Source organism: Streptomyces sp. NPDC046866, assembly GCF_040704625.1.
GTDB lineage: Bacteria > Actinomycetota > Actinomycetes > Streptomycetales > Streptomycetaceae > Streptomyces.
Window position 1 is genome coordinate 132,617 of record NZ_JBEYXN010000021.1, and the last position, 26,684, is coordinate 159,300.

The window sequence follows — 26,684 nt, forward strand, 5'->3', positions numbered from 1 at the left end:
GGGTTCGGGGTATGACGCTCCGACTGCCGAAGCCGCGGCTGCCCCGGCGCCGCCGAAGCCGCCTGCTCGCCGGCGCCGCCGCGCTCGCCGTCGTCGCGGGGGCCGGGACCTGGACGGCGGGCGCGTCCGGCGGGGAGCCGGCCGTGCACCGCGAGGACCGGGTGCTGCGGATGCCCGGCGCCGGGATCGACACCTCCTGGTTCACCGCCGGAGGGCCCGGACGGCGTCCCGCGGTGCTCCTCGGCCACGGCTTCGGGGGCAGCAAGGACGACGTGCGCGCGCAGGCCGAGCGGCTGGCCCGCGACGGCTACGCGGTGCTGACCTGGTCGGCGCGCGGCTTCGGCCGCTCCGGCGGGCAGATCGGGCTGAACGATCCCGCGTACGAGGTCAAGGACGTCTCCCGGCTCGTCGACTGGCTCGCGGCCCGGCCCGAGGTGCAGCTGGACGGTGCGGGCGATCCGCGGGTCGGGGTCGCCGGGGCCTCGTACGGCGGGGCGGTGTCGCTGCTCGCCGCCGGGTACGACCGGCGGGTCGACGCGATCGCCCCGCAGATCACGTACTGGAACCTCGCGGACTCCCTGTTCCCGCAAGGGGTGTTCAAGAAGCTGTGGGCGGGCCTGTTCTTCACCACCGGTTCGGCCGGCGGGACGGCGGCCCCGGGCGTCCCGGCCGCCGCCGATCCGGACGGCCCTGCTCCAGCCGGCTCGGACGGCCCGGCTGCCGCGGGCGCGGGCGGCGCTGCGGCGGGGGCGGCCGGTGCGGGCAGCGCCACCGCCTGCGGCCGGTTCCAGCCGGAGCTGTGCGCCATGTACGAGCGCGTCGCGGCGGCCGGGACGCCCGACGCCGAGGCCCGTGACCTGCTGGAGCGGCGCAGCCCGTCGGCGGTCGCCGGCCGGATCCGGGTGCCGGCGCTGATCGTGCAGGGCCAGGACGACTCCCTCTTCCCGCTGGACCAGGCCGATGCGATGGCCCGGGCGATCGCCGCCAACGGGGCGCCCGTGGCCGTGGACTGGGCGGCCGGCGGCCACGACGGCGGCATGCGCGAGGCCCGCCGCGTCGAGGACCGGGTCGCCGCCTGGTTCGACCGGTACCTCAAGCGCGACGAGGGCGCGGACACCGGCCCGGCCTTCCGCGTCTCGCGCTCCGGCGGCATCGACTCCACCGACGGGGCGGTGCGGCTGCGCGGCGCGGCCGGGGAGCGCTACCCCGGCCTCGGTGCGGACCCGAGGCCGTTGGCGCTGGCGGCCCGGGAGCGGGAGCAGACCTTCGCCAACCCGGCGGGCGGCACCCCCGCCGCGCTGTCCTCCGTACCGGGGGTCGGCGGGCAGCTCGCGGCCTTCGGGGCCGGGCTGTCGACGGACTTCCCGGGGCAGCACGCCCGGTTCGAGTCGGAGCCGCTGGCCGAGGATGTGCGGATCACCGGGGCGCCGGCCGTCACCCTGCACGTGCGGTCCACGGCCGCCGACGGCTCGGCCGTCCTGTTCGCGAAGGTGTACGACGTCGGGCCGGACGGGCGCCAGGCCGTGCTGCCGCACCAGCTGGTCGCGCCCGTGCGGGTGGCGGACGCCGGGGGGCAGGGCCGGGACGTGGAGCTGCGGCTGCCGGCCGTCGACCACGCCGTGCAGGCCGGGCACCGGCTGCGGCTGGTGGTGTCGGCCACCGACCTGGGCTACGCCTCACCCGCCGCCCCGGCCTCGTACACGGTGTCCCTGAAGGGCCCGCTGGCCGTCCCGGTCGCCGAGGGGGTGCGGACCGCCTCCGCGGGGCTGCCCGCCTGGACGTGGGCCCTGCCGCTGGGCGCCGCGCTGCTGGCCGCGGCGCTGCTGGGCGCCCGCCGGCCCGGCCGCGGCGGCCTGCGGGGCGGGGTGCGGGCGGCGGACGGGGCACAGCCCGACCCGGCGCTCGCCGAGGTGCCCCTGGACATCACGGGCCTGACGAAGCGGTACGCGAAGGCGCAGGACCGCTATGCGGTACGGGACCTGTCCTTCCGGGTGGAGAAGGGGCAGGTGCTGGGGCTGCTCGGACCGAACGGCGCCGGGAAGACCACCACGCTGCGGATGCTGATGGGCCTGATCTCGCCCGACGCCGGCGGGATCCGGGTGTTCGGGCATCCGGTGCGGCCCGGGTCTCTGGTGCTGTCGCGGGTCGGGGCCTTCGTCGAGGGGGCCGGGTTCCTGCCGCACCTGTCGGGGCGGGCCAACCTGGAGCTGTACTGGAGGGCCACCGGCCGGCCCGCCGAGGACGCGCACATGGCGGAGGCGCTGGAGATCGCCGGGCTCGGCGATGCGCTGGAGCGCGCGGTGCGCACGTACTCCCAGGGCATGCGGCAGCGGCTGGCGATCGCGCAGGCCATGCTCGGCCTGCCGGACCTGCTGATCCTCGACGAGCCGACGAACGGTCTGGACCCGCCGCAGATCCGGGAGATGCGGGACGTGATGATCCGGTACGCGGCCGGCGGCCGGACGGTGATCGTCTCCAGCCATCTGCTGTCCGAGGTGGAGCAGTCCTGCACCCACCTGGTGGTCATGGACCGCGGGCGGCTGGTGCAGGCGGGCGAGGTCGGCGAGATCACCGGCGGCGGGAACGCACTGCTGGTGTCGCTGGAGGGCCCCGTCGAGGAGGTGACCGTCGCGAAGGTGGCGGCGCTGGAGGGAGTGGAGTCCGCGGTGGCATGCGAGGAGGGGCTGCTCGTACGGCTCGACGGGGCGACGGCCGCGGGGCTGGTGGCCGAACTGGTGCGGCTGGAGGTGCCGGTGAGCGGCGTGGGGCCGCACCGGCGGCTGGAGGATGCGTTCCTGACGCTGATCGGAGGTACGGCGTGAGCGCCATGGCGGAGGTCGCCCCGGGCTACCGGCCGGGCCGGACGCTGCCGCTGCGCGTGGAGGCGCTGCGGCAGTGGCGCCGGCGGCGGACGCTGGTGATGGGCGGGGTGCTGGCCGCGCTGCCCTTCGTCATGATCATCGCCTTTGCGGTGGGCGGCGGACGGGAGGGCGGCCGGGGCGGCGGGGACGGGCGGATCTCGTTCATCGACACCGCGACCGCCTCGGGCGCGAACTTCGCGGCCACCTGCCTGTTCGTGTCGGCGGGGTTCCTGCTGGTGGTGCCGGTGGCCCTGTTCTGCGGGGACACGGTCGCCTCCGAGGCGAGCTGGTCCTCGCTGCGCTACCTGCTGGCCTCGCCGGTGCCGCGGGCGCGGCTGCTGTGGAGCAAGCTGGTGGTCGCGCTCGGGTCCAGCCTGGCCGCGATCGTGCTGCTGCCGGTGGTGGCGCTGGCGGCGGGCACCGCCGCGTACGGGTGGGGGCCGCTGAAGCTGCCCGCGGGCGGGGTCCTGGGGGCGGGGGACGCGGTGGGGCGGCTCGCGCTGGTGGTCGCCTACGTGTTCGTCTCGCAGCTGGTCACGGCCGGGCTGGCGTTCTGGCTGTCGACGCGGACGGATGCGCCGCTGGGCGCGGTCGGCGGGGCGGTGGGCCTGACCATCGTGGGCAATGTGCTGGATGCGGTGACGGCGCTCGGGTCGTGGCGGGAGTTCCTGCCGGCGCACTGGCAGTTCGCCTGGGCGGACGCGCTGCAACCGCAGCTGGAGTGGGGCGGCATGGTCAAGGGGGCGGCGGTGTCGGTGTCGTACGCGCTGGTGCTGTGCGCGCTGGCGTTCCGCGGGTTCGCCCGCAAGGACATCGTGTCCTGAGGGCCTCGCGCCCGCTCGCCCGAGCCGGTCCGCTCACCCGCAGCCCTCCGCCACCCTCAGCCGTCCGCTCACCCGAAGCGTTGCCGCGGCATGGGCCGTTCGTGGCAACGCGGTGCGCGGCCGCGTGTGGTGGGGCCGGGGTGCGCCCCGCCGCACGGACAATCGCGGTCGGACCGGCCTCGGCGAGGCGGGCGGCGACAGCGAGGGACAGGACCGATGGACCCAGCAGGACTCCCGGCCCGCAGGGCCGTGCTGACCGGCGGACTCGCGGCCGCGGCGGCGGCCGCCGCCGCCGTGCTGGCGGGATGCTCCTCCGAGAGCCCCCCGAAGGCCGCCGCGGCCGCGCCGCCCGAGCCCCCGTCCACGCCGAAGGCCGCGTACACCCGGCTGATGGCCGGGAACGAGCGCTGGGTGAGCGGCGAGCTCGAACACCCCGACCGGGACCCGGAGCGGCGCGAGCTGGTGGCCCAGGCGCAGAACCCGTACGGGGTGGTCCTGTCCTGCATCGACTCCCGCGTGGCGCCCGAGCTGATCTTCGACACGGGTCTCGGCGACCTGTACGTGCTGCGCACCGGCGGACAGGCGGTCGGCCCGGTGGTCACCGGTTCGGTGGAGTACGGCCCCATGACGGGCGGCACCCCGCTCGTCATGGTGCTCGGACACCAGCGCTGCGGCGCCATCGAGGCGGCGTACAAGTCGATGAAGAACGGCACTTCGCTGCCCGGCAACCTCCAGGCCATCGCCACCGCCCTGGTGCCGGCCTACCGGGAGACGGTCAAGAACCCCGGCAGCGACCCGGTCGACACCACGATCCGCAACCAGATCCGGATCACGGCGGACGGCCTGCGGGCCAACGCCGACCTGGGGCCGCTGGTGAAGAAGGGCGCCCTGGCCGTCGTCGGCGCCTACTACTCGCTGGACACGGGCCGGGTCGAGGTCCTGTCGGGCGCCCCGGCCTGAGCCCCGGGCCCCCGTCTCAGGTCCGCGCGCCCGCGGGGGCGGTGACCGCATCGATCTCGGCCAGGAGGTCCGCCTCGAGCGGGCGGTCGGCGACCGCCGCGTTGGCCCGCACCTGCTCGGCGGAGGTGGCCCCGGCGATGACGCAGGCGCAGCCGGGCTGGGCCGACAGCCAGCCGACGGCCAGTTCGAGGAGGCTGCGGCCGTGCCGGTCGGCGAGGGCGGCCAGCGCCTCGACCGTGTCGAGGCGCTCCTCGGTGAGGTAGTCGTCGCGCCCCGCCAGCCGGGATCCGGCGGGGACGGGCGCACCGCGGCGGATCTTCCCCGTCAGCAGCCCGTTGGCGAGCGGGAAGTACGGCAGGACGCCGACTCCGTAGTGGCGGGCGGCCGGGATGAGCTCCGCCTCGGCGGAGCGCTGGAGCAGCGACCACTCGTTCTGTGCCGAGACGAAGGGCGCGGCGCCGGTCTCGCGGGCGACGTGGGCGGCCTCGGCGAGCTGCCAGCCGCTGAAATTGGAGTGGCCGACGTAGCGGACCTTGCCCTCGGCGACGAGCTCGGTGAGCGCGGCCAGCGTCTCGGCGACGGGGGTGGCCGGGTCGGGGGTGTGCAGCTGGTAGAGGTCGATGTGGTCGGTGTCCAGGCGGCGCAGGGACTCCTCGACGGCGCGCCGGACGTAGGCCCGGCCGCCCTTGGCCCCGGCGGCGGGGCCGTAGCCCATGTCGAAGCCGGCGAAGCCGAACTTGGTGGCGAGGACGACCTGGTCGCGGCGGCCCTTGAGGGCCTCGCCGAGGTGGCGCTCGGAGCCGCCGCCGGCGCCGTAGATGTCGGCGGTGTCGAGGAGGGTGATACCGGCGTCGAGGGCGGCGTCGACGACCTCGCGGGTGGCGCGGGCGTCGAGCCGGCCGCCGAAGTTGTTGCAGCCGAGGCCGACGGCGGAGACCTGCAGACCTGAACTGCCCAGGGGGAGATAGCGCATGCGGGGGTGTCCTCCACACTCGTCCGGCTCGTGATCACTGACCGAACCGCCAGTCTAGACACAGCGGTTGCACAGCTCCTTTCGGCGCGGTGCGGCGCTCACCGCACCCGGTGCGCTCCCGCCGCCGGGGCCGCCGCGGTGATGCGCGGCGGGCGGTGGCCCGCCCGCGCGAAGGCCTGCGCGACGGCCCCGGCGACGGCCTCCTCGGCGTCCGCGTCGATCAGGGCCAGGGCGGAGCCGCCGAAGCCGCCGCCGGTCATCCGGGCCCCGTACGCGCCCGCCGCCTCGGCGGTGGCCGCGGCGAGGTCGAGTTCGGGGCAGGACACCTCGTAGTCGTCGCGCAGGGAGGCGTGCCCTTCGCTGAGCAGGGGCCCGGCGTCGCGCAGCCGTCCGGCGCGCAGCAGTTCCCCGACCCGTACGACCCGCTCGTTCTCGGTGACGACGTGCCGGACCCGCCGGCGCTGCACCGGGTCGGTCAGGCGGGCCAGGGCGCTGTCGAGGTCCGCGTACGGCAGGTCGCGCAGGGCGGGCAGTCCGAGGGCGGCGGCGGCCTCGTGGCAGGAGGCGCGGCGCTCGGCGTAGGCGCCGTCGGCGAGGTCGTGCTTGACGCGGGTGTCGATGACCAGCAGGCGCAGTCCGGCGGCGGCGCAGTCGAAGGGGATGTGCTGCCGGGCGAGGCTGCGGGTGTCGAGGTGGAGGGCGTGTCCGGCGGTGGCGCAGGCCGAGGCCGTCTGGTCCATGACGCCGCACGGCACGCCGACGTACGCGTTCTCGGCCCGGCGGGCGAGCGCGGCGAGCTCGGTCGGGGTGACGGGGATGCCGTACAGGTCGGTCAGGGCCAGGGCCGTGGCCACTTCGAGGGCGGCGGAGGAGGACAGGCCCGCCCCGGCCGGGACGTCGGAGTCGACGTGCAGGTCGGCGCCGCCGAGCGGGCTGACCGGTAGGCCGGCCTCCAGCAGGGCCCACACCACGCCCGCGGGGTAGCGGGCCCAGCTGTCGGGGCCCTGCGGCGGGTGCGCCGGGTCGAGGTCGGCGAGGCGGAGGGTGAGGACGCCGGAGGGGACGTCGGCGGAGTGGAGCCGCAGGAGCCCGTCGGTGCGCCGGGAGGCGGCGACCAGGGTGCGCTGCGGCAGGGCGAAGGGCAGGCAGAAGCCGTCGTTGTAGTCGGTGTGCTCCCCGATCAGGTTGACCCGGCCGGGCGCGGCCCAGACGCCCTCGGGCGCCGAGCCGTACAGACGGCGGAACGCGTCGGCGGTACGGGGCGCGGTCACCGGCTCGCCACCTCCCGCAGCCGGGCGGCCGCGTCCTCGGGCCGGACGTCGTTCATGTAGGCCTCCATCCCGGATTCGGTGCCGGCCAGGTACTTGAGCTTGTCGGCGGTGCGCCGGACCGTGAACAGCTCCAGGTGGAGCGCGAAGTCGGCGCGCCCCTCGCCCGCCACCGGCGCCTGGTGCCAGGCGGAGACGTACGGCGTGGGCTCCGGCCGGTCGAAGAGCCGGTCGAAGCGGCGCAGCAGTTCCAGGTAGACGCGGGGGAACTCGGCGCGGGCGGCGTCGTCCAGGGTGGTGAGGTCGGCGGTGCGGCGGTGCGGGTAGAGGTGGACCTCGTACGGCCAGCGGGCGGCGTAGGGCACGAAGGCGGTCCAGTGCTCCCCGGCGAGGACGACCCGGCTGCCCTCGGCGGGTTCGGCGCGTTCGGCGGCGAGGACCTCCTCGAAGAGGTTGCCGCCGGTGCGGGCGCGGTGTGCGGCGACGGTGGCCAGCATGCGGGTGGTGCGGGGGGTGATGAAGGGGAAGGCGTAGATCTGGCCGTGCGGGTGGCCGAGGGTCACGCCGATCTCGGCGCCCCGGTTCTCGAAGCAGTAGACCTGTCGGACGCCCTCGCGGGCGGAGAGTTCTGCGGTGCGGTCGCTCCAGGCGGCGAGGACCAGCGCGGCGCGCTCCTCGTCGAGCTCGGCGAAGGAGGTGCGGTGGTCGGGGGTGAAGCAGATGACCTCGCAGCGGCCGGTGTCGCCGGCGAGGGAGGGGAAGCGGTTCTCGAAGACGGCCACTTCGTAGTCGGGGGCAGGGATCTCGCTCGCGCGGCCCTCGGTGGAGGGGCACAGGGGGCAGGCGTCGGCGGGCGGCAGGTGGGTGCGGCCCTGGCGGTGGGAGGCGATGACGACGAAGTCGCCGAGCAGCGGGTCGCGGCGCACCTCGGAGCCGGCGGCGGGTGCGTCGAGGGGTCGGGTGTCGGGAACCGCGCGGGCGGCGCCGTCGCCGGTGTCGTAGTAGAGGATCTCGCGGCCGTCGGCCAGGCGGGTGCTGGTTCGCTTCACGTGCACAGCCTCTCTCACCCGGGCGGCTGCGGGTCGGGCGGGCCGGGATGCGGCCGGGCGAGCGGTCGTGGCGCGGATCACGGGCCGTGGACACGATCTGGTGAAGGGCGGTCGTCAGGGGTGACATAACGTGCCCTTCATGGATCAGGAGCACGCGCCCGGGCACGGCGAATCGGCAGGCAGAAGGCGGTTCCTCACGATCGCGACGGGGGCGGCCGCCCTGGCCGGGCTCGGGGCCGTGGCCGGCTGCGCGGACGGGGACGCCGGCCGGCCGCACGGGACGGGGCAGGGCACCGGCCCGAGTGCCCGCGCCTCGGCGGACGGGGGCGTACCGGGCGGCTTCGACGTCAAGGCCGAGAACGCCAGGCCGGGCAACCCGGACTGGCACGTGGCCAAGGCCGGGCCGGCCCGCGCCATCGAGGGCTTCGCCGACAGGGTGAGCGTGCTGCCCGGCGACTCCTTCGGCCTGCACGTCTCCACCACAGCGCCCCGGTTCACCGTCTCCGCGTACCGGATGGGCTGGTACGGCGGGGCCCGCGCCCGCCTGGTGTGGCGCTCCGAAGCCCTGCCCGGCGTGCGGCAGCCGGAGCACACGGTGGACCCCGCGACCCGGATGGTGCGCACCCGGTGGCCCCGTACGGCCACGGTCGACACCAAGGGCTGGCCGGAGGGGTGCTACCTGCTGCGGCTCGACGCGCAGGGCGGCGAGGGCCAGCGGTTCGTGCCGGTCACCGTGCGGTCGGCGGCCACCGCGGGGCGCACCGTCCTGGTCAATGCGGTGGCGACCTGGCAGGCGTACAACCGGTGGGGCGGCTACGGCAGCTACGACGGCCCGAACGGCGGGTACGGCACGCGGTCCCTGGCCGTGACCTTCGACCGCCCCTACGACTACGACGACGGCGCCGGGCTGTTCCTGGTGTACGAGGCTCCGCTGCTGGCCCTCGCCGAGCGGCTCGGCATACCGCTGGCCTACGCGACGACCACCGACGTGGCGCGGGAGAAGCGGCTGCTGGAGGGGGCCGCGGCGGTGCTGTCGCCCGGCCACGACGAGTACTGGTCGCCGGAGCAGCGGGCGCACTTCACGGCCGCCCGCGACGCCGGGACCAACATCGCGATCATGGGGGCGAACTGCTGCTTCCGCCGGATCCGGCTGGAGCCCTCCGAGCTCGGGCCGGACCGTACCGTCGTGTGCTACAAGTCCTCCTACGACCAGGACCCGGGGTTCCGGCGGGGCCACCCGGCCACCGTCGACTTCCGCTCGGCGCCCGGCGCCGACCCGGAGAGCTCGCTGCTCGGCGTGATCTACGACGGCTACCCGGTGGACGCCCCGTACGTCGTGACCCGCCCCGAGCACTGGCTGTTCGAGGGGACGGGTGTGAAGGCGGGCGACCGGTTCGCGCATCTGGTGGGCATCGAGTACGACAGGGTCAACACCGGTTTCCCGACCCCGCGGCCGATCGAGATCCTGGCCCACTCGCCGGTCGTGTGCGAGGGCCGGCCCAGCCACCAGGACACGGCGTACTACACGGTGCCGGGCGGCGCGGGGGTGTTCGCGACCGGGACCATGCGGTGGGTGGAGGCCCTGGACGCGACGGGTGACGGGCGCAGCGGTGCCAACCACGGCCTGGACGCGAAAGCGGGCGCCCTGACCACCCGGGTGACGGAGAACCTGCTGCGGGTGTTCGCGGCGGGCCCGGCCGGGCGGACGCACCCGGCGCAGGACAACGTACAGGCGGTGTACGGGAGTTGACCGGCGGCCGGGACACCGCCGGGGCGGACGGGGCGGACCCGGCGGGGGTGGACTCGCTCCCGCAGCCGTGCATAGGATCGTGATCACGGCATCGCGTGTCGGTCACCGACCGGGTGAGGCATGGAGGTGCCCGTGATGTGCCTTGCGGAGGCATTCACAGATGTCAGTCAGTCTGAACCACACGATCGTCCATTCCCGGAACAACCGGGAGTCCGCCGAGTTCCTCGCGGACGTCCTCGGCCTGCGGGTCGGAGCCGAATGGGGGCCCTTCGTCCCGGTGGAAACCGGCAACGGGGTCACCCTGGACTTCGCGACCGCGGCCCCCGGTGAGCCCATCGCCGTGCAGCACTACGCCTTCCTGGTCTCCGAGGCGGAATTCGACGGGGCCTTCGCGAAGATCGAGGCGGCCGGGATCCCCTACTGGGCGGACCCGTACCAGAAGCACCCGGGCCGGATCAACCACAACGACGGCGGGCGCGGCGTCTACTTCCTGGACCCGTCGGGGCACGCGCTGGAGATCATCACGCGGCCGTACGGGTACCAGGAGCCCGCGGCCGGGTAGCGGGCTGCAGCCGGCGCGGCCGCAGGGGCCCGGCGTCGCCCGCCGGACCCCTCCGGCCCGTCCGCCCCTCGGCTCGAAGACCCCGGCCTCGGGCAGACCGGCCGGGTCCGGCGGGTGTAGGAGCGGGCGCCGACGGCCAGGGCGAGGCCGAGCCCGGCGAAGGCCGAGCCGCCGAAGCCGACCATCCACGTGAGCCCGGACCGGGTGCACGCGGGGACGCCGGACCGGGCGGCGGGGTCAGGGGGCACCACGTGGGCCCCCGGTGCGCCCTGACGACGTGACAGTAAACGGAGACACGAAGAAGGCCCGGGCCGGTTGCTCCGGCTCGGGCCATCTTCTGCGAACCACCTGCTCACATGGCAGGGGCGACAGGATTCGAACCTGCGGCATTCGGTTTTGGAGACCGACGCTCTGGCCAGCTGAGCTACACCCCTTCGGCGGGACCAACCATGCCATGCCGGGGCCGGTAGATCCAATCGATTACCCGCGCGGTGGCGGCGGCCGGGGCCGCGGAGGATCGTGGGCAGGGGAGGCGGCCCGAGCGGGAGGTTCCGCCATGCGTCGGCTGATGGGTGCCCCGCCGCCGCGGCGGTGCGCGCGGCGGCGGCTGGCGGGTGTCCTCGCGGCCCTGGTGCTGGCGGGCCCGGCGCTGCTGGGTGCGGCGATCGGCCCGGGCGGGCCGGCTGCCCCGGCCGAGCCGGGCGGGTCCGGAGAGACCGTTTCGCTCTCCGGGAACGGGCCCGGCGAGCGGCTCGACGTCACCCTCACCCGCGTGGTCGACCCCGCGACCCCGGCGGGCCCGGTGCCCGTCTCAGCCGACCGGCTCGTGGCCGTGCAGTTCCGGCTGGAGAACACCGGATCCGCCGTCTACCACGACTCCCCCGCCCGCGCCGCGCACCTGCTCGACGCCGACGGCCACCGCTTCACCGGCTCCGACGCCGCGACGACCGCGGGCCCGGCCTTCCCGGACACCGTCACCCTCCGCCCGGGCGGCTCGGCGCTCGGCTTCGTCGCCTTCCGCCTGCCGCAGGACGCCCGGCCCGCCGCCGCGCAGTTCGCACTCAACGGCGGCCTCGCCGACGACGTGGGCCACTGGAGCCTGTCCTAGTGTCCTCGTGCCGTGACCGGCGAAATCGGCTGCGGCCCTGCGGCGTGCGGCCGTTACCCTCCCGATCATGCGCAATTCGACGATCCGTGCGGTCAACCGGCTCACCGCACGCTGGGCCGAACAGGCCGTCACCGGCGACACCGGAACGGTCCTCACGGCCGTGGGGGTCTGGCCCCTGCTCGCCCTCCTGGCCGACGGCGCGGCCGGCCCCGCCCGCGAGGAGCTGTCCGAAGCCCTCGGCATATCCGCCGACTCGGCGGCCGCGGCCGCGCGCGAGCTCCTCGGCGACCTGTCCGGCGTACGGGGCCTGCAGGCGGCGACCGGCCTGTGGGCCCTGCGGGACCTGCCGTTGGAGCAGCGGTGGCTGGACGCGCTCCCCGACGGCGCCCGCGGGCTGCTGACCGGCGACCCCGACACCGACGGCAAGGCCCTCGACGCCTGGGCCGCCGAGCAGACGGGCGGCCTGATCGAGCGGATGCCGGTCGACTTCCCTTCACCGCCCGCGCACATCCAGCTGGTGCTCGCCTCGGCGCTGACCCAGCGGCTGCGCTGGATCCGGCCCTTCCGCTCCGGGACCGTCGAGCCGTACGAAGGCCCCTGGGCGGGCCGGGCCCTGATCGCGCTGCACCGCAGCACCACCCTCCTGGACCGGGTCCGCGTCGCGGCGACCCCGGCGGGCCCGGTGACGCTCCTCGAGGTGGTGGGCGACGGCGGCGTGGACGTCCACCTGGTGCTGGGCGCCCCCGACGCCCCGCCGGGCCGGGTCCTGTCCGCCGGAGCGGCCGTGGCCTCCCGCGCCCTCACGGCCACCGGCGCGAGCCTGCTGCCCGAGGGGAATCCGGGTCCGGGGCTGCGCATCCGGAGTGTCCTGTCGCCGGATCCGGAGCCGTACCTGCACATCACCACGCCGGCCTTCGAGGTGGCCGCCGAGCACGATCTCCTCGACCACCCCGGCCTGTTCGGCCTCGCCTCCGCCTCCGACACGGACGCCGGCCACTTCCCGGGGATCAGCCCCGCCCCGCTGGCCGTGGGCTCGGCGCGCCAGTCGGCGGTGGCCCGCTTCGACGCCGAGGGCTTCGAGGCCGCGGCCGTGACGGCCGTCGCGGCGTACCCCGGCGCGGCGGCTCCTTCCCGGTACCGCTACCGCACCCGGCAGGCCGAGGTCTGCTTCGACCGGCCCTTCGGCTTCCTCGCGGTGCACCGCACCTCCCGCCTGGTGCTCGCGGCGGGATGGGTCACCGACCCCCTGCCGTACGTGGACGAGAGGCCCGAGTACGAGGAGTGGATGAAGCGGGCCGAGGAGGAGGCGGCGGACGCGGAGTGGGCGGCGGAGCAGGCCCGGTGGGCGGAGGAGGCCCGGTGAGCCCTGCCGAGGCGGCGCATGGCCGGGCCCTGGTACCGCTGCTGTGGGGGCCGTCGGAGATTTTCTCGAAAACTTCCTCCGGATAAGTGTTATCCGGCCTGCGCTCGACGGTCTCCCAGGTATCGGGCATCATCGACCGCCGGTACGGACAGGGAACCTCACATGACTTCACAGCACACGGCAGCGCTGGTCGCGGCAGCCCGCGCGGGCGATCCCCGCGCGCAGGACGAGCTGGTCAGCAGCTACCTGCCGCTGGTGTACAACATCGTCGGACGCGCGCTGAACGGCTCCGTCGACGTCGACGACGTGGTGCAGGACACGATGCTCCGGGCGCTCGACGGGCTGGGCACCCTGCGCACCGACGAGAGCTTCCGCTCCTGGCTCGTGGCGATCGCGATGAACCGGGTCCGGGCGTACTGGCAGGCCCGGCGCACCGCCCCCGGTGAGAGCGGTCTGGAGGCCGCCTGGGAGCTGGCCGACCCGGGCGCGGACTTCGCCGACCTGACGGTCGTACGGCTCCAGCTGGAAGGGCAGCGGCGGGAGACGGCCCGTGCGACCCGCTGGCTGGAGCCGGACGACCGGGCGCTGCTGTCGCTGTGGTGGCTGGAGTGCGCGGGCGAGCTGACGCGCGCGGAGGTCGCGGCGGCCGTGGAGCTGTCGCCGCAGCACACGGCGGTCCGGGTGCAGCGGATGAAGGCGCAGCTGGAGTCGGCGCGCGTGGTGGAACGGGCGTTGGAGGCGCAGCCGCCGTGCGAGGAGCTGCGGGCGCTGACGGCGGGCTGGGACGGCCGGCCGTCGACGCTGTGGCGCAAGCGAATAGCCCGGCACGCGCGTGAGTGCATGCGGTGTTCGGGCCTGTGGAGCGGGCTGCTGCCGGCGGAGGGGCTGCTCGCCGGCCTGGCCCTGGTCCCGGTCTCGGTCGCCCTGCTGGCGGCCGTGCGGTCGGCGGCCTCGGCCGGCATGGTCCCGGCCGGTGCGGCGTACGCGGCGCCGGCCGGTGGGGGCGCCGGCGGCGCAGCCGGCGGCGGCGCCGCGGGCTTCGGCGGCGGTCACGCCGGTACGGGCGCCGGTGGCACGGCCCACGGCGACGGCGGCTTCAGCGATGCGGTCACGCAGCTCAGCCCCACCGTCTCGGCGCAGGGCGGCCTGCCCGACGGCACGCCGGGCGGCGGCCGGAGCATGCTGCGCAAGCGCCGGCAGAACCGGCGCCGCGCCGTCGGCGGTGCGGTGATCGCCGCGTGCGTCGCGGGCGGCGGCCTCGCCTACCTCGGCGGCTTCCCCGGCTCGGGCGACAAGGGCGGCAGCGCCGCGCCGGCCGCTCCGCTGAACAACCTGTCGGCCCCCGAGTCCGCTGCCGCCTCGCCGTCGGACCCGGCCTCCCCCTCCGCGTCCGCCTCCCCGTCCCCGTCCGCCTCAGCCTCCGCCTCGCCGAGCCCGTCCGCCGCGAGCCCGAGCCCCAGCCCGACGCCGACCGCGTCGAAGACGGCCCCCCGGCCCGCGGCCCCGGCTCCGGCGCCCCCGAAGGGGGAGGCGGGCGAGGTGATCGCGCTGGTCAACGCCGAGCGGGCGAAGGCCGGCTGCGGCCCGCTCAAGGAGGACTCGCAGCTGCGCGCCGCGGCCCAGGGCCACTCCGACGACATGGCGGCCCGGAACTTCTTCTCGCACACCAACCCCGACGGCGCCGACCCGGGGAAGCGGACGACGGCCGCCGGGTACCGCTGGTCGACGTACGGCGAGAACATAGCCCGGGGGCAGCAGTCGCCGGAGTCGGTGATGGACTCCTGGATGAACAGCCCCGGCCACCGCGCGAACATCCTCAACTGCTCCTTCAAGGACATCGGCGTCGGCATCCACGAGGGCCCGGGCGGCCCCTGGTGGACGCAGAACTTCGGCGCGCGCATGTGACCGCGCACGGGTGACACGGAGCCGCCCCGGCGTTTCTCCGCCCGACCGGCCTCGTTTGCTTCAAAAGCGGGGCAGGATAGGAGCTGGAGCCGAACGAGCAGATCAGGGAGGCGAGGTGGCCCGTACCGCCCGCAAGGAGCTGCGACCGCACCAGCGCGAGGCCGTCGACGCCGTGGTGCGCGCGCTGGAGCTGCCTGCGGGCGGCCGGGTCCCCGAGGCCGGGCTGCGCACCCAGGTGATCATGGCGACGGGTTCGGGCAAGTCACTCGTCGCGGTGCGCTCGGCCGAGGAGCTCGGGGCCCGGCGCGTGCTGGTGCTGGTGCCCTCCCTCGACCTGCTGGTGCAGACCGTCGCGGCCTGGCGGGAGGGCGGCCGGGGCGGGCGGTCCTTCGCCGTGTGCTCGCTGCGCGAGGAGGAGGCGGGCCTGCCGGCGACGACCGACCCGGCCCGGCTGGCCCACTGGGGCGCCCGGGCCGCGGACCGGCTGACCGTGTTCGCCACGTACGCCTCCCTGGGGCTCGGCACCATCGAGCGCGCCCATCACGAGGGGCTGCCGGGCTGGGACCTGATCGTGGTCGACGAGGCGCACCGCACCTCCGGGCGCATCGGCAAGCCCTGGGCGGTGGTGCACGACAACACCCGCATCCCGTCCGTCCGGCGGCTGTACCTGACGGCCACGCCCCGCGTGTGGCAGGACGGCGAGGAGTCGGACGGCGGGGAAGCGGGGGGAGCGCGGGGGCGGGGCGCGCTCGTCGCGTCCATGGAGGACGACCCGGACGGCCCGTTCGGGGCGCGCTGCCACACCCTGTCCCTCGCCGAGGCCATCGACCGGGGGATCTGCGCCCCGTACCGGGTGATCTGCGTCGACGTCAGCGACCCCGCCTTCCAGGCGGCCGTGCTGGTGGGCGCCGACGGGCGGTCGGACGCGGTGCGCGGCGCCCGCATGGCGGCGCTCCAGGCGGCGCTGCTGACGGCCGCCGCCGGGCAGGGGTTCCGGCGGACCCTGGTCTTCCACCATCTGACCCGCGAGGCCGAGGCCTTCGCGGCGGGGCTGCCGGCGGTCGCCCGGCGGCTGCGCACCGCAGCCGGGGCCGGCCCGGCCGCAGGGCCGGGGCATCCCCGTACCGTCTGGGCGGACTGGCTGTGCGGCCAGCACTCGGCCGCCCACCGGCGGCGCGTGCTGGACGAGTTCGCCGCGCACGGGGTGGCCGACAAGGCCTTCCTGGGCAGCGTCCGGGTGCTCGGCGAGGGCGTGGACACCAAGGAGTGCGATTCCGTCTTCTGGGCGGACGTCCGCGGGTCCATGCCCGACCTGGTCCAGGCCGTCGGGCGGGCCCTGCGCATCCGGCCCGGGGAGGGCAAGGTCGCCTCGCTGGTGGTGCCGGTGCTGCTGGGGCCCGGCGAGACCCCGGAGTCGATGCTGACGTCTCGCTCGTACGGGGACCTCGCCCGGCTGCTGGAGGCGCTGCGGGCGCACGACACCCGGCTGGTGGAGTCGCTGGCCGAGCAGCAGGCGCCGAGTCGGCCGCGGGGGGCGGAGCCGGTGGCGGGGGCCGGTCTGCGCAGCAGCGCGCAGTCGCTGCTGAGCTTCTCCACTCCGCGCGATCCGGCCCTGCTGGCGGCGTTCATCCGGCTGCGCGTGCTGCACCCGGAGCACGAGCACTGGCGGCGCGGGGTGGAGGCGGCCCGCCTCTATGCGGCGGCGGCCGGGGACCTGAGGGTGCCGTTCGCGTTCAGGGTGCCCTCGGGCACCCGCGCGGAGGCCGAGGGCTGGCCTGCCGGGCTGGCCCGGTTCCCGCTCGGCCAGTGGATCGCGGACGCCCGCCGGAGCCACCGCCGGGGGCAGCTGGGCCGGGAGCGCGTCGCGGAGCTCGACGCCCTCGGCATGGTGTGGAGCCACTTCGACACGGCCTTCGAGGAGGGACTGGCCGCGGCCCGCGCCTGGGCCGCGGAACACGGCCACCTGCTGCCCCCGGCGGATGCCACCTGGCACGGGGCGCCCGTCGGGATCTGGGTCAAGAACCAGCGGGCGGCGGCCCGCCGGGAGGGGGCCGGGGCGCTGTCGCAGGAGCGCCGGGAGGCGTTGGAGGCCATCGACGCATCGTGGTGCCCGGCCTGGGAGGTCTCCTGGCAGCGCGCCTTCCACCTGACCCGGGTGCACCTGGACGCGGGCGGCCGGCTCCCGCTCGCCCCGGGCGGGGCGGTCGTCCAGGGCGAGGACCTCGGCCGGTGGGTCCGGGCCCAGCGGCTGGGGTGGGACCGGCTGTCGTGGGCGCAGCGCTGGCTGCTGGAGCACGTGCTCGGCGTGACGCGGGCCGCCGAGGCCGAACGGCCGCGGCCGCGGCGCTCGCAGGCCGAGAAGTGGGCGGAGCACCTGGCCGCGGCCCGGCAGTTCCACGCCCGCGAACGCCACTTGCGGGTCCCCCGCACGCACGTGGAGCGCGTCGGCGGCCGGGAGCTGCGCCTGGGCGCCTGGATCGCCAACCAGCGCTCGCGCGCCCGGACGCTCACCCCCGAACGCGTCGCCGCCCTGGACGCCCTCGGCATGCGCTGGCCGGCGCCCGGCTGAACCACCCCCGCCCGGGCCGGGCCCGCGTGCCCTGGACCCGCCCCTCCGGGCCGGGTTCGCCCCGGGCCCCGGCCCGCCGGACAGGTCCCTCAGGGGCGCTCGTAGGCCTGGAGCACGCCGCCGCACGAGAAGCACAGGGCGCCCGCCAGCGTCCCCCAGTTGGCGATGTCGGTGTTGACCGGGCTTCCGGTCGCGGGCCGGGTGAACGCGGCCAGCGCCGCGACCATGAAGAGCACCGACCCCAGCTGGTTCACGGCGACGACCCACCAGCCGAGGCTGCGGGAACGCAGGCAGGGCCGGAACCGGTGGCAGATCTCGATGGACGCCAGGTGGCCCGAGATGAGGAACAGGACGCAGCCGACCACGTCGGGGGCCCAGACCAGCCGGTCGACCTGCCGGGTGGTGAGTCCTTGCAGGAAGGAGTCCACGAGGTTGACGCCGAACACGAGCGTCCCGAGGAAGAGGACGAACGTGCTCAGCCAGTCCAGGCGCAGCGGCTCGTACCCCCACCACCTCCAGTCCGAGGTGACCAGCCGACCGGTCTCAGTGGAGTGGCGGGGCGCGTTCAGTACCTGCAGGAGCGAGACGTAGCCCCCGGTGTTGAAGAAGAGGCCGCCCGCGAAGTAGACCGAGGTGCTCTCGACCGCATCGCCCCCGCCGAACTGGGAGATCGCGGCGCCGAGGGCGAAGAGCGCCCCGCCGGTCACGAAGGCGCCCGAGGCGACGGCGTTGAGCCTGCGGAGGCGGCCGAGGGCCTCGTCGTCGGCCGGTGACGACCGGTCGGGCGTGTCACCGGGGCCGCGGACCGTCAGCGTGCCCCGCCTGCGTGCGGGCCGCGACTCCCACACCACCGTTCGGCCTTCGGGAGGGTTCCAGGTGAGCCGGGTGGTGAACGGTCCCGCGCCCTCGACGCGTTGCTCGGGCATTGCCACGGGCCGGGCCCGGCCCGTCTAGTGGTGGAAGCTCGAGCGGGGGGCCTCCGCCAGGGGCGGCGGGGGCGCCGTCTTGAAGTGCTCCACCGACCGGCGCAGGTCCTCCGCCAGCAGGGCGATCTGGTCCCGCGTCACCCCGTGCCGGATCAGGACCCGCTGGATGACGGTGCCGTCCTGGGCGGGCGGCAGCGGGTACGAGGGCACCTGCCACCCGCGCATGCGCAGCCGGTCGGAGAGGTCGTAGAGGGTGAAGCCGGCCCCCTGCGGGTCGGTCAGCCGGTAGGAGACGGCGGGGAGGGCCCCCTGGCCGTCGTAGAGGAGGGTGAAGGGGCCCATCGCGGCGATCTCGCCGGCCAGGTAGCGGGCGGTGTCGGCGCAGGCCTGCTGGACGCGCCGGTAGCCGCCCCGCCCGAGGCGCAGGAAGAGGTAGTACTGGGCGATGACCTCGCCTCCGGGGCGGGAGAAGTTGAGGGCGAAGGTCGGCATGTCGCCGCCCAGGTAGTCGACGTCGAAGACCAGCTCGGCGGGGAGCAGGTCGGCGGTGCGCCAGACGATCCAGCCGACGCCGAGCGGTGCGAGCCCGTACTTGTGCCCGGAGGTGTTCACGGAGGCCACCCGCGGGAGCCGGAAGTCCCAGACCACGTCGGGGTGGAGGAACGGCGCGACGAAGCCGCCGCTGGCCGCGTCCACGTGGATCGGGATGTCCAGGCCGCGCGCGGCCTGGATGCGGTCGAGCTCGGCGGAGATGTCCGCGACGGGCTCGTAGTCGCAGGTGTAGGTGACGCCGAGGATGGCGACGACGCCGATGGTGTTCTCGTCGACGTACGCGTCGATCTGGTGGGGGAGCAGACCGGTGGCGCCCTCCTCCAGCGGGACCTGGCGCAGCTCGACGTCGAAGTAGCGGGCGAACTTCTCCCAGCACACCTGCACCGGCCCGCAGACCAGGTTGGGCCGGTCCACGGGGAGGCCCTGGGCCTGGCGGCGGGTGCGCCAGCGCCACTTGAGGGCGAGGCCGCCGAGCATGGCGGCCTCGCTGGAGCCGGTGGTGGAGCAGCCGGTGGCGGCGGTGCCGGGCGGGGCGTTCCACAGGCCGGCCAGGATGTTGACGCAGCGGGACTCGATCTCCGCGGTCTGCGGGTACTCGTCCTTGTCGATCATGTTCTTGTCGAGGCACTCGTTCATCAGACGGTGCACGCCGTCGTCGGACCAGGTCGTGCAGAAGGTGGCCAGGTTCTGGGCCGCGTTGCCGTCGAGGAGGAGCTCGTTGCGGATCAGCTCGTAGACCACCTCGGAGGGCGAATGGTCCTCCGGGATCCGGTCCTTGGGCAGGACATGGCCGCTGAGGGCGGTCGCGAACACGTCCGTTTCGGCGTCGTCGGCGCGGTTGTCCTTCGTCTCATGAAGAGCCATGTCCGGACTATAGGTGACGAAACGGCGCGAACCCGGCTTTGAGTTCCGGCCGACTCTGCCATGTGAGCCCCTCCATAGCCACCCCCATACCGCAAAAGAAATTACTGGCCGATGAGACGATCACCGGACGTTTTCCTGCCCCGACCCCCCGATCCCCCTAGGGAGGGCAATATTCCGCCAACTTGTTCTATGGGCAACTTATCCGCTGATGTCCTAATAGAGGTCAACCCTGCGTGACCCCCTGATAACTCTTCGGCCATGAACAAGATCACCCGCCGGCAGGCCCTGGGCACCACCGCCGGCGCTCTCACCGCTCTCGGCATCGCCGGCGCCACCGCGCACGCAGCCGCCACCGACTCCCGCGCCGCCTCACCCTCCGGCGCGGTCGACGAGGTGTACCAGGGACGCCGTATCCAGATCACCCCCGCCTCGGGCGCTGGCCACCACGGAGGCCACCACGGAGGCGGGCACTCCGACCTGCCGACCGTCCGAATAGACGGCCGCGAGCTCCACGTGATGCGCAACGCCGACGGCACCTGGATCAGCCTGGTCAACCACTACGAGACCTTCGCCGACCCGCTCTCCCTCGCCCGCGCCGCCGTGCGCGAGCTGCAGGGCGCCGTCCTCGCCCCGTTCGCGCCCATGGGAGGCACGGCATGACCGTCCGCAAGAACCAGGCCTCGCTGAGCACCGAGGAGAAGCGCGCCTTCACCCATGCGGTGCTCGAGCTGAAGCGCACCGGCGCCTACGACCGGTTCGTCTCCACGCACAACGGCTTCATCATGAGCGACACCGACTCGGGGGACCGCGTCGGCCACCGCTCGCCCTCCTTCCTGCCCTGGCACCGCCGCTTCCTGCTGGAGTTCGAGGCCGCCCTGCAGAAGGTGGACCCCAAGGTCTCCCTGCCCTACTGGGACTGGACCGCCGACCGCACCTCACGCTCCTCCCTGTGGGCCGCGGACTTCCTCGGCGGCACCGGCCGGGCCCGTGACGGGCAGGTGATGGACGGGCCCTTCGCGTACGCGGCGGGCAAGTTCCCCGTCAACGTCCGCGTGGACGGCCGCACCTACCTGCGGCGCGCGCTCGGCGAAGGCGTCGCCGAGCTGCCCACCAAGGCCGAGGTCGACGCCGTCCTCGCCATGCCCGTCTACGACATGGCCCCCTGGAACAGCTCCTCGAACGGTTTCCGCAACCACCTCGAGGGCTGGCGCGGCGCCAACCTGCACAACCGGGTGCACGTGTGGGTCGGCGGCCAGATGGCCACCGGCGTCTCCCCCAACGACCCGGTGTTCTGGATGCACCACGCCTTCGTCGACAAGCTGTGGGCCGAGTGGCAGGCCCGCAACCCGAAGTCGGCGTACCTGCCCGGCGGCGGCACCGCCAACGTGGTGGACCTGAACGACACCATGCGCCCGTGGAACGACGTCACCCCGGCCGACATGCTGGACCACCGCAAGTTCTACACCTTCGACACCGAGCCCGCCGCCGCCAGCCAGCGGTAGTGCAGCTCGGGACGGCCGACCTGGCCGTACCGGGGGGTCCGGTCCGCGCGGCCGGTGTCCACCAGGTGCTCCAGGTAGCGGCGGGCGGTGATCCGCGAGATCCCGGCCGCCCCGGCCGCCCCGGCCGCGGTCAGCCCCTCGGGCGCCGACCGCAGCAGCGCGGCGACCCGGTCCAGGGTCGGCGCGCTCAGCCCCTTCGGGAGCTCGGCGGGCAGCGGGGTGCGCAGGGCGGCGAGCGCCCGGTCCACGTCGTCCTGGCCCGCCGCCTCCCCGGCCGCCGAGCGGAACTCCGCGTAGCGCAGCAGCCGTTCGCGCAGCGTCGGGAAGGCGAAGGGCTTCAGGACGTACTGGACCACCCCGAGCGAGACGCTCTCGCGGACCACGGCCAGATCCCGCGCCGAGGTCACCACGATCACGTCGACCGGATGCCCGGCGGCCCGCAGCCCGCGCGCGAAGCGCAGCCCGTGGCCGTCGGGCAGACCCAGATCGAGCAGCAGCAGGTCCACCGGGGTCCGCTCCAGGGCCCGGGTGGCCTCGGCCAGCGAGTGGACGGCGCCGACGGCGGTGAATCCGGGCACCCGTCCCACGTACAGGGCGTGCGCGTCGGCGGCGACCGGGTCGTCCTCCACCACGAGCACCCGCACCGGGCGCGCCCGGCCCGTTCCTGCCGCGGTCATGCGGGCAGCCCCCTTCCGCCGGGCAGTCGTACGGTGAACTCCGCTCCCCCGCCCGGCACCGGGGCGGCTTCGGCGCTGCCCCCGTGCCGGTGGGCCACCTGGCGCACCAGGGCGAGGCCGAGGCCCCGCCCCTCTCCCTTCCCCGACCAGCCGCGCCGGAACACATCGGCCCCCGGGTCCTCGGGCAGCCCGGGGCCGTTGTCGGCGACGCGCAGCAGCAGCCCGCCGGCCTCCGGTCGGACGGTGACCTCGATCCGCGCTCCGGGTACGCCGGTGAGCGCCTCGACGGCGTTGTCCACGAGGTTGCCGAGCACGGTGACGAGGTCGCGCGCCGGGAGGGCTGCGGCCCCGGACTCCGCGGCGGCCCCGCCGACCGCGCGGCTGTCCGGGGTCACGACCAGCTCCACGCCCCGCTCGTGCGCCTGGGCGGCCTTGCCGAGGAGCAGCGCCACCAGCACCGGCTCCCCCACGGCGGTGACCACCTCGTCGGTGAGGGCCTGGGCGAGCTCCAGTTCGGCGGTGGCGAACTCCACCGCCTCCTGCGCGCGGCCGAGTTCGATCAGCGAGACCACCGTGTGCAGCCGGTTGGCGGCCTCGTGGGCCTGGGCGCGCAGCGCCTGGGTGAAGGCCCGCTCGTGGTCCAGTTCACCGGTCAGGGACTGGAGTTCGGTGTGGTCGCGCAGGGTGACCACGGTGCCGCGGCGGCCGCCGCCGGCGACGGGCGAGCTGTTGAGGACCAGCACCCGGTCGGCGGTCAGGTGCACCTCGTCCACCCGGGGCCGGTCGGCCAGCAGGGCCCCGGTCAGCGGCGGCGGCAGCCCGAGGTCGGCGGCCGGGGTGCCGCGGACGTCCCCCTTCAGGCCGAGCAGTTCGCGCCCGGCGTCGTTGATCAGGGTGATCCGGCGGCGGCCGTCGAGCATGAGCAGTCCCTCGCGGACGGCGTGCAGGGCCGCCTGGTGGTAGTCGTACACGCGGCTGAGCTCGGCGGCGTTCATGCCGTGGGTGTGCCGGCGCAGCCGGGCGTTGACGACGTACGTCCCCACCGCGCCGAGGGCGAGCGCCCCGGCGGCCACCCACGCGAGGGCGGTGAGCTGCCGGGCGAGGCGCGCGCTGATGGCGCGGACGGTGATCCCGGAGGCGACCATGGCGACGACGCGCCCGCCGTCGCTGATCGGGGTGACCACGCGGATGGAGGGACCGAGGGTGCCCGTGTAGGTCTCGCTGAAGGTCTCGCCGCGCAGGGCGCGGGCGGTGTTGCCCATGAAGCGCTCGCCGATCCGGCGCGGGTCGGGGTGGGTCCAGCGCCGCCCGTCCGGCGCCATGATCGTCACGAAGTCCACGCCCGAGTCGGTGCGGACGCGCTCGGCATAGGGCTGGAGCACGGCCGAGGGGCTGCTGCCGCCGCCCGCTCCCCGTACGGCATCGAGGACGGACGGCGAGTCGGCGACCGCCCGGGCCACGGCCCCGGCCTGGCGCCGGGCCGCCTCCTCGGCCTGGCCCCGGGCGGTGGCGTACGCGAAGACCGCGCAGCCGGCGACGACCACGGCGACCAGCAGCACCTGCATGGCGAAGAGCTGGCCGGCGAGACTGCGGGGCGGCCGGGGGAAGCGGAACATGACGGTCAGTGTGCACCGGTCCGTGAACTCAATGAACGCAAGGGTGACCGGGGTCACAGGGTTGGGCGATGGTCTCCCGGAACGACTTCACCACCAGGAGGCGAACGTGGCCGCCAGACCCGCCAGACCCGCTGGACGCGACAGAACGCACTACCTCTACATCGCGGTGATCGCCGCGGTGCTGCTCGGCATCGCCGTCGGCTTCGCCGCGCCCGGCACGGCCGTGGAGCTGAAGCCGCTGGGCACCGGCTTCGTGAACCTCATCAAGATGATGATCTCGCCGGTGATCTTCTGCACGATCGTGCTGGGCATCGGGTCGGTGCGCAAGGCCGCCAAGGTGGGCGCCGTCGGCGGTCTCGCCCTCGGCTACTTCATGGTGATGTCCACGGTGGCGCTGGCCATCGGCCTGGTCGTCGGGAACCTGCTGGAGCCCGGCAGCGGACTGCACCTGACCGAAGCCGCCAAGCACGCGGGCGAGGCGCAGGCCAAGGCGGGCGGGGCGCAGAGCACGCCCGAGTTCCTGCTCGGGATCATCCCGACCACGCTGGTCTCGGCCTTCACCGGGGGGCAGGTGCTCCAGACGCTGCTGGTGGCACTGCTCTGCGGGTTCGCGCTCCAGGCGATGGGGCCGGCCGGCGAGCCGCTGCTGCGCGGGATCGGGCACGTGCAGAAGCTGGTGTTCCGGGTGCTGGCGATGATCATGTGGGCGGCGCCGGTGGGCGCGTTCGGCGCGATCGCGGCGGTGGTCGGCGCGACCGGGATCGATGCGCTGAAGTCCCTCGCGGTCATCATGATCGGCTTCTACACGACCTGCCTGCTCTTCGTGTTCCTGGTCCTCGGCACGCTGCTGCGGGTGTGCACCGGGGTCAGCGTCTTCGCCCTGCTGCGCTATCTGGGGCGGGAGTTCCTGCTGATCCTGTCCACGTCCTCCTCGGAGTCGGCGCTGCCGCGGCTGATCGCGAAGATGGAGCACTTGGGCGTCTCCAAGCCGGTGGTGGGCATCACGGTGCCGACCGGCTACTCGTTCAACCTGGACGGGACGGCGATCTACCTGACGATGTCCTCTCTCTTCGTCGCGGAGGCCATGGGCAAGCCGCTCGCCCTGGGCGAGCAGGTCTCGCTGCTGCTGTTCATGATCGTGGCCTCGAAGGGGGCCGCCGGGGTGACCGGCGCGGGGCTGGCCACGCTGGCGGGCGGCCTGCAGTCGCACCGGCCCGAACTCGTCGACGGCGTCGGCCTGATCGTGGGCATCGACCGGTTCATGAGCGAGGCGCGGGCGCTGACGAACTTCGCGGGCAACGCGGTGGCGACGGTGCTGATCGGCACCTGGACGAAGGAGTTCGACCGCGAGCGGGCCGCCGAGGTCCTCGCGGGGCGGCTGGAGTTCGACGAGACCTCGCTGGTCGACGACGGCCACGGGACGGCGGGCCTCCCCGTTCCCGGCCAGTCGACCGGCGACAGGGACGGCGTGCCGGCTTAGGGCTTACTGCCGGTACGCCGCCCACGGCCGGCCGGGCAGGGCTCGCCCCCACGGTGCCCCGCCCGGCCGCCCTTCCGCCACCCTCCGGTCCGACCGAATGTTTTCGGCCATTCGACCGACAACTTGGCTGCGGTAAAACGTACTTCCGCACCGGGGCACGCGTCTGACATCTTGCGTCCACCACTCGTTTCGTACGGCCCGGTAACTGCCCTCCGCAGCACCGGGTCATCGGAGGACGCATTGATACCCCACATATCCAGCCGACCTCGCCGTACCCTCGTGCTGGGCGCCGCCCTCGGCGCCGCCCTGGCCTTCGGGGCCCCCTCGGCCATCGCCGGCACCCTGCCGGTCGTGCCGTCCGCCCCCTCGGCCGCCGCCAAGGCCCCGGCCGCGGCGCCGGCTTCCCAGAGTGCGACCTGGGTTGCCGGCACCCGTGCCTACCTCGTCATCACCGCTCCCGGTGACAGCTCGGCCGTGCGCGCGGCCGTCGCCGCCAACGCCGGCACCGTCTTCTCCACCTTCGACGCCATCGGCGTGATCGTCGCCCACTCGGCCTCCGCCGGCTTCGCCGACGCGATGCGCGGCGTCAGCGGCGTCCAGCAGGTCGGCGCCACCCGCACCTCGGACGTGCCTGCCGACGCCTACAACCCGGCGCTGCCCGCCAACCCGGCGCAGGCGACGACCCCGGCCGGCGAGCCGGTCCGCGCCGACATGAGCCAGATCAAGGCGGACCAGGCCTGGGCCGTCACGACCGGCTCCTCCTCGGTGAAGGTCGGCATCCTCGACACCGGTGTGGACGACCAGCACCAGGACCTGGCGCCGAACTTCAACGCGGCCGACTCGGTCTCGTGCGCCTACGGCAAGCCCGACACCCGGGCCGGCGCCTGGCGTGACGTGGACACCCACGGCACGCACGTCGCGGGCACCATCGCGGCCGCCAAGAACGGCAAGGGCGTCGTCGGCGTCGCGCCGGGCGTGAAGATCTCCGCGGTCCGCGTCGCCGAGCCTGGCAACGCGTTCTTCTTCGCCGAGAACACCATCTGCGGCTTCGTGTGGGCCGGCGACCACGGCTTCAAGGTCACCAACAACAGCTACTACACGGACCCCTGGCAGTTCAACTGCCCGGACAACGCCGACCAGGCCGCCATCATCGAGGGCGTCAAGCGCGCGCAGGAGTACGCGGAGAGCAAGGGCTCCCTCCAGATCGCCGCCGCGGGCAACGAGAACTACGACCTCGCGCACAAGACGACCGACAGCGCCAGCCCGAACGACTCGACGCCGGTCACCCGCACCATCACCAACGCCTGCCTCGACATCCCGACGGAGCTGCCCGGCGTGGTCACGGTCGCCGCCAACGGCACCGGCACCACCAAGGCCTCCTTCTCCAACTTCGGCCAGGGCGTGATCGACGTCGCCGCTCCCGGCAGCGACGTCTACTCCACCCTCCCGGGCGGCAAGTACGGCTCCAAGAGCGGCACCTCGATGGCCACCCCGCACGTGGTGGGCGTCGCCGCGCTGCTCGCCAGCGCCAACCCCGGCATCACCCCGGCGCAGATCCGCGACAAGCTGGCCACCCAGGCCAACGACATCGCCTGCCCCTCGGACAGCCGCTGCACGGGCACCACGGCCAACAACTCGTTCTTCGGCGAGGGCCAGGTCGACGCCCTGAAGGCGGTCGGCACCGCCAACCCGCCCACCGGCAAGTACTTCGAGAACCTCGGCGACTTCGCCATCAACGACAACACCACGGTGGAGAGCCCGATCACCGTCAGCGGGGTCACCGGCAACGCGCCCGCCACGCTGAAGGTCGGCGTCGACATCAAGCACACCTACATCGGTGACCTGAAGGTCGACCTCGTCGCCCCCGACGGCTCC

20 protein-coding genes and 1 tRNA gene are annotated in these 26,684 nt (G+C 74.7%); 13 read left to right on the forward strand and 8 right to left on the reverse strand.

Annotated features, from left to right (window positions below; all coding sequences use genetic code 11):
* Window positions 1-11: 11 nt before the first annotated feature.
* The 3 genes from AB0953_RS26815 to AB0953_RS26825 all read left to right on the forward strand — a co-directional run bounded on the left by AB0953_RS26815 (window position 12) and on the right by AB0953_RS26825 (window position 4,645).
* Window positions 12-2,822, forward strand: a complete 2,811-nt coding sequence (locus AB0953_RS26815) for an alpha/beta fold hydrolase (protein WP_366862124.1) — start codon at window positions 12-14, stop codon at window positions 2,820-2,822.
* A 5-nt stretch (window positions 2,823-2,827) separates the two neighbouring features.
* Window positions 2,828-3,685 carry an ABC transporter permease gene (locus AB0953_RS26820; protein ID WP_366862148.1) on the forward strand — a complete coding sequence of 286 codons (858 nt, stop codon included), beginning with the start codon at window positions 2,828-2,830 and terminating at the stop codon, window positions 3,683-3,685.
* 216 nt (window positions 3,686-3,901) lie between these two features.
* Window positions 3,902-4,645, forward strand: a complete 744-nt coding sequence (locus AB0953_RS26825; RefSeq protein WP_366862125.1) for a carbonic anhydrase — start codon at window positions 3,902-3,904, stop codon at window positions 4,643-4,645.
* A gap of 16 nt (window positions 4,646-4,661) precedes the next feature.
* Here the strand turns inward: AB0953_RS26825 and AB0953_RS26830 are convergent, their stop codons facing one another.
* The 3 genes from AB0953_RS26830 to galT form a co-directional block, all read right to left on the reverse strand.
* Entirely contained in the window at window positions 4,662-5,618 is a 957-nt protein-coding gene (locus tag AB0953_RS26830) for an aldo/keto reductase (protein ID WP_366862126.1), read from the reverse strand.
* Between the two features lie 98 nt (window positions 5,619-5,716).
* The gene (galK, locus tag AB0953_RS26835) at window positions 5,717-6,889 is read right to left on the reverse strand and encodes a galactokinase (protein WP_366862127.1); all 1,173 of its coding nucleotides are present in this window, start codon (window positions 6,887-6,889) and stop codon (window positions 5,717-5,719) included.
* The gene (gene galT, locus AB0953_RS26840; protein WP_366862128.1) at window positions 6,886-7,935 is read right to left on the reverse strand and encodes a galactose-1-phosphate uridylyltransferase; all 1,050 of its coding nucleotides are present in this window, start codon (window positions 7,933-7,935) and stop codon (window positions 6,886-6,888) included. The genes galK and galT overlap by 4 nt, the downstream gene beginning before the upstream one ends.
* Window positions 7,936-8,074: 139 nt before the next feature.
* On the opposite strand from galT, the gene AB0953_RS26845 reads away from it, so the two are divergent.
* The gene (locus AB0953_RS26845; protein WP_366862129.1) at window positions 8,075-9,685 is read left to right on the forward strand and encodes a N,N-dimethylformamidase beta subunit family domain-containing protein; all 1,611 of its coding nucleotides are present in this window, start codon (window positions 8,075-8,077) and stop codon (window positions 9,683-9,685) included.
* Between the two features lie 160 nt (window positions 9,686-9,845).
* The gene (locus tag AB0953_RS26850; protein ID WP_366862130.1) at window positions 9,846-10,247 is read left to right on the forward strand and encodes a VOC family protein; all 402 of its coding nucleotides are present in this window, start codon (window positions 9,846-9,848) and stop codon (window positions 10,245-10,247) included.
* A gap of 357 nt (window positions 10,248-10,604) precedes the next feature.
* Here AB0953_RS26850 and AB0953_RS26855 read toward each other — a convergent pair.
* A tRNA-Trp gene (locus tag AB0953_RS26855) sits at window positions 10,605-10,681 on the reverse strand.
* A 122-nt stretch (window positions 10,682-10,803) separates the two neighbouring features.
* Here AB0953_RS26855 and AB0953_RS26860 point away from each other — a divergent pair.
* From AB0953_RS26860 to AB0953_RS26875, 4 genes are all read left to right on the forward strand, one after another.
* The gene (locus AB0953_RS26860; RefSeq protein WP_366862131.1) at window positions 10,804-11,355 is read left to right on the forward strand and encodes a hypothetical protein; all 552 of its coding nucleotides are present in this window, start codon (window positions 10,804-10,806) and stop codon (window positions 11,353-11,355) included.
* Window positions 11,356-11,422: 67 nt separating this feature from the next.
* Complete coding sequence (locus AB0953_RS26865) at window positions 11,423-12,718, forward strand: serpin family protein (protein WP_366862132.1); 1,296 nt, start codon at window positions 11,423-11,425, stop codon at window positions 12,716-12,718.
* Between the two features lie 162 nt (window positions 12,719-12,880).
* Complete coding sequence (locus AB0953_RS26870; protein WP_366862133.1) at window positions 12,881-14,623, forward strand: sigma-70 family RNA polymerase sigma factor; 1,743 nt, start codon at window positions 12,881-12,883, stop codon at window positions 14,621-14,623.
* Between the two features lie 115 nt (window positions 14,624-14,738).
* Window positions 14,739-17,192 carry a Helicase associated domain protein gene (locus tag AB0953_RS26875; protein WP_366862134.1) on the forward strand — a complete coding sequence of 818 codons (2,454 nt, stop codon included), beginning with the start codon at window positions 14,739-14,741 and terminating at the stop codon, window positions 17,190-17,192.
* Between the two features lie 89 nt (window positions 17,193-17,281).
* Here the strand turns inward: AB0953_RS26875 and AB0953_RS26880 are convergent, their stop codons facing one another.
* Both AB0953_RS26880 and AB0953_RS26885 read right to left on the reverse strand, forming a co-directional pair.
* On the reverse strand, window positions 17,282-18,124 hold the full coding sequence (locus AB0953_RS26880) for a hypothetical protein (protein ID WP_366862135.1): 843 nt from the start codon (window positions 18,122-18,124) through the stop codon (window positions 17,282-17,284).
* Window positions 18,125-18,142: 18 nt separating this feature from the next.
* Window positions 18,143-19,534: a glutamate decarboxylase gene (locus tag AB0953_RS26885; RefSeq protein ID WP_366862136.1), complete on the reverse strand. Its 1,392-nt coding sequence runs from the start codon at window positions 19,532-19,534 to the stop codon at window positions 18,143-18,145.
* A 258-nt stretch (window positions 19,535-19,792) separates the two neighbouring features.
* Between AB0953_RS26885 and AB0953_RS26890 the strand changes: the two genes are divergently transcribed.
* Together AB0953_RS26890 and AB0953_RS26895 are read left to right on the forward strand one after the other, a co-directional pair.
* Window positions 19,793-20,194, forward strand: a complete 402-nt coding sequence (locus AB0953_RS26890) for a tyrosinase family oxidase copper chaperone (RefSeq protein WP_366862137.1) — start codon at window positions 19,793-19,795, stop codon at window positions 20,192-20,194.
* Window positions 20,191-21,036 (forward strand): tyrosinase family protein, encoded by an 846-nt coding sequence (locus AB0953_RS26895; RefSeq protein WP_366862138.1) that lies wholly within the window; start codon window positions 20,191-20,193, stop codon window positions 21,034-21,036. The genes AB0953_RS26890 and AB0953_RS26895 overlap by 4 nt, the downstream gene beginning before the upstream one ends.
* Here AB0953_RS26895 and AB0953_RS26900 read toward each other — a convergent pair.
* Both AB0953_RS26900 and AB0953_RS26905 read right to left on the reverse strand, forming a co-directional pair.
* Complete coding sequence (locus AB0953_RS26900) at window positions 20,994-21,713, reverse strand: response regulator (protein ID WP_366862139.1); 720 nt, start codon at window positions 21,711-21,713, stop codon at window positions 20,994-20,996. The genes AB0953_RS26895 and AB0953_RS26900 overlap by 43 nt on opposite strands.
* A complete protein-coding gene (locus AB0953_RS26905) occupies window positions 21,710-23,329 on the reverse strand; it encodes a sensor histidine kinase (RefSeq protein ID WP_366862140.1) in 1,620 nt (539 codons plus the stop codon). The genes AB0953_RS26900 and AB0953_RS26905 overlap by 4 nt, the downstream gene beginning before the upstream one ends.
* Window positions 23,330-23,435: 106 nt before the next feature.
* Here AB0953_RS26905 and AB0953_RS26910 point away from each other — a divergent pair, with 106 nt between their 5' ends.
* Complete coding sequence (locus AB0953_RS26910; RefSeq protein WP_366862141.1) at window positions 23,436-24,809, forward strand: cation:dicarboxylase symporter family transporter; 1,374 nt, start codon at window positions 23,436-23,438, stop codon at window positions 24,807-24,809.
* 279 nt (window positions 24,810-25,088) lie between these two features.
* The coding region (locus tag AB0953_RS26915; protein WP_366862142.1) for a S8 family serine peptidase at window positions 25,089-26,684 on the forward strand (1,596 nt) is incomplete at its 3' end.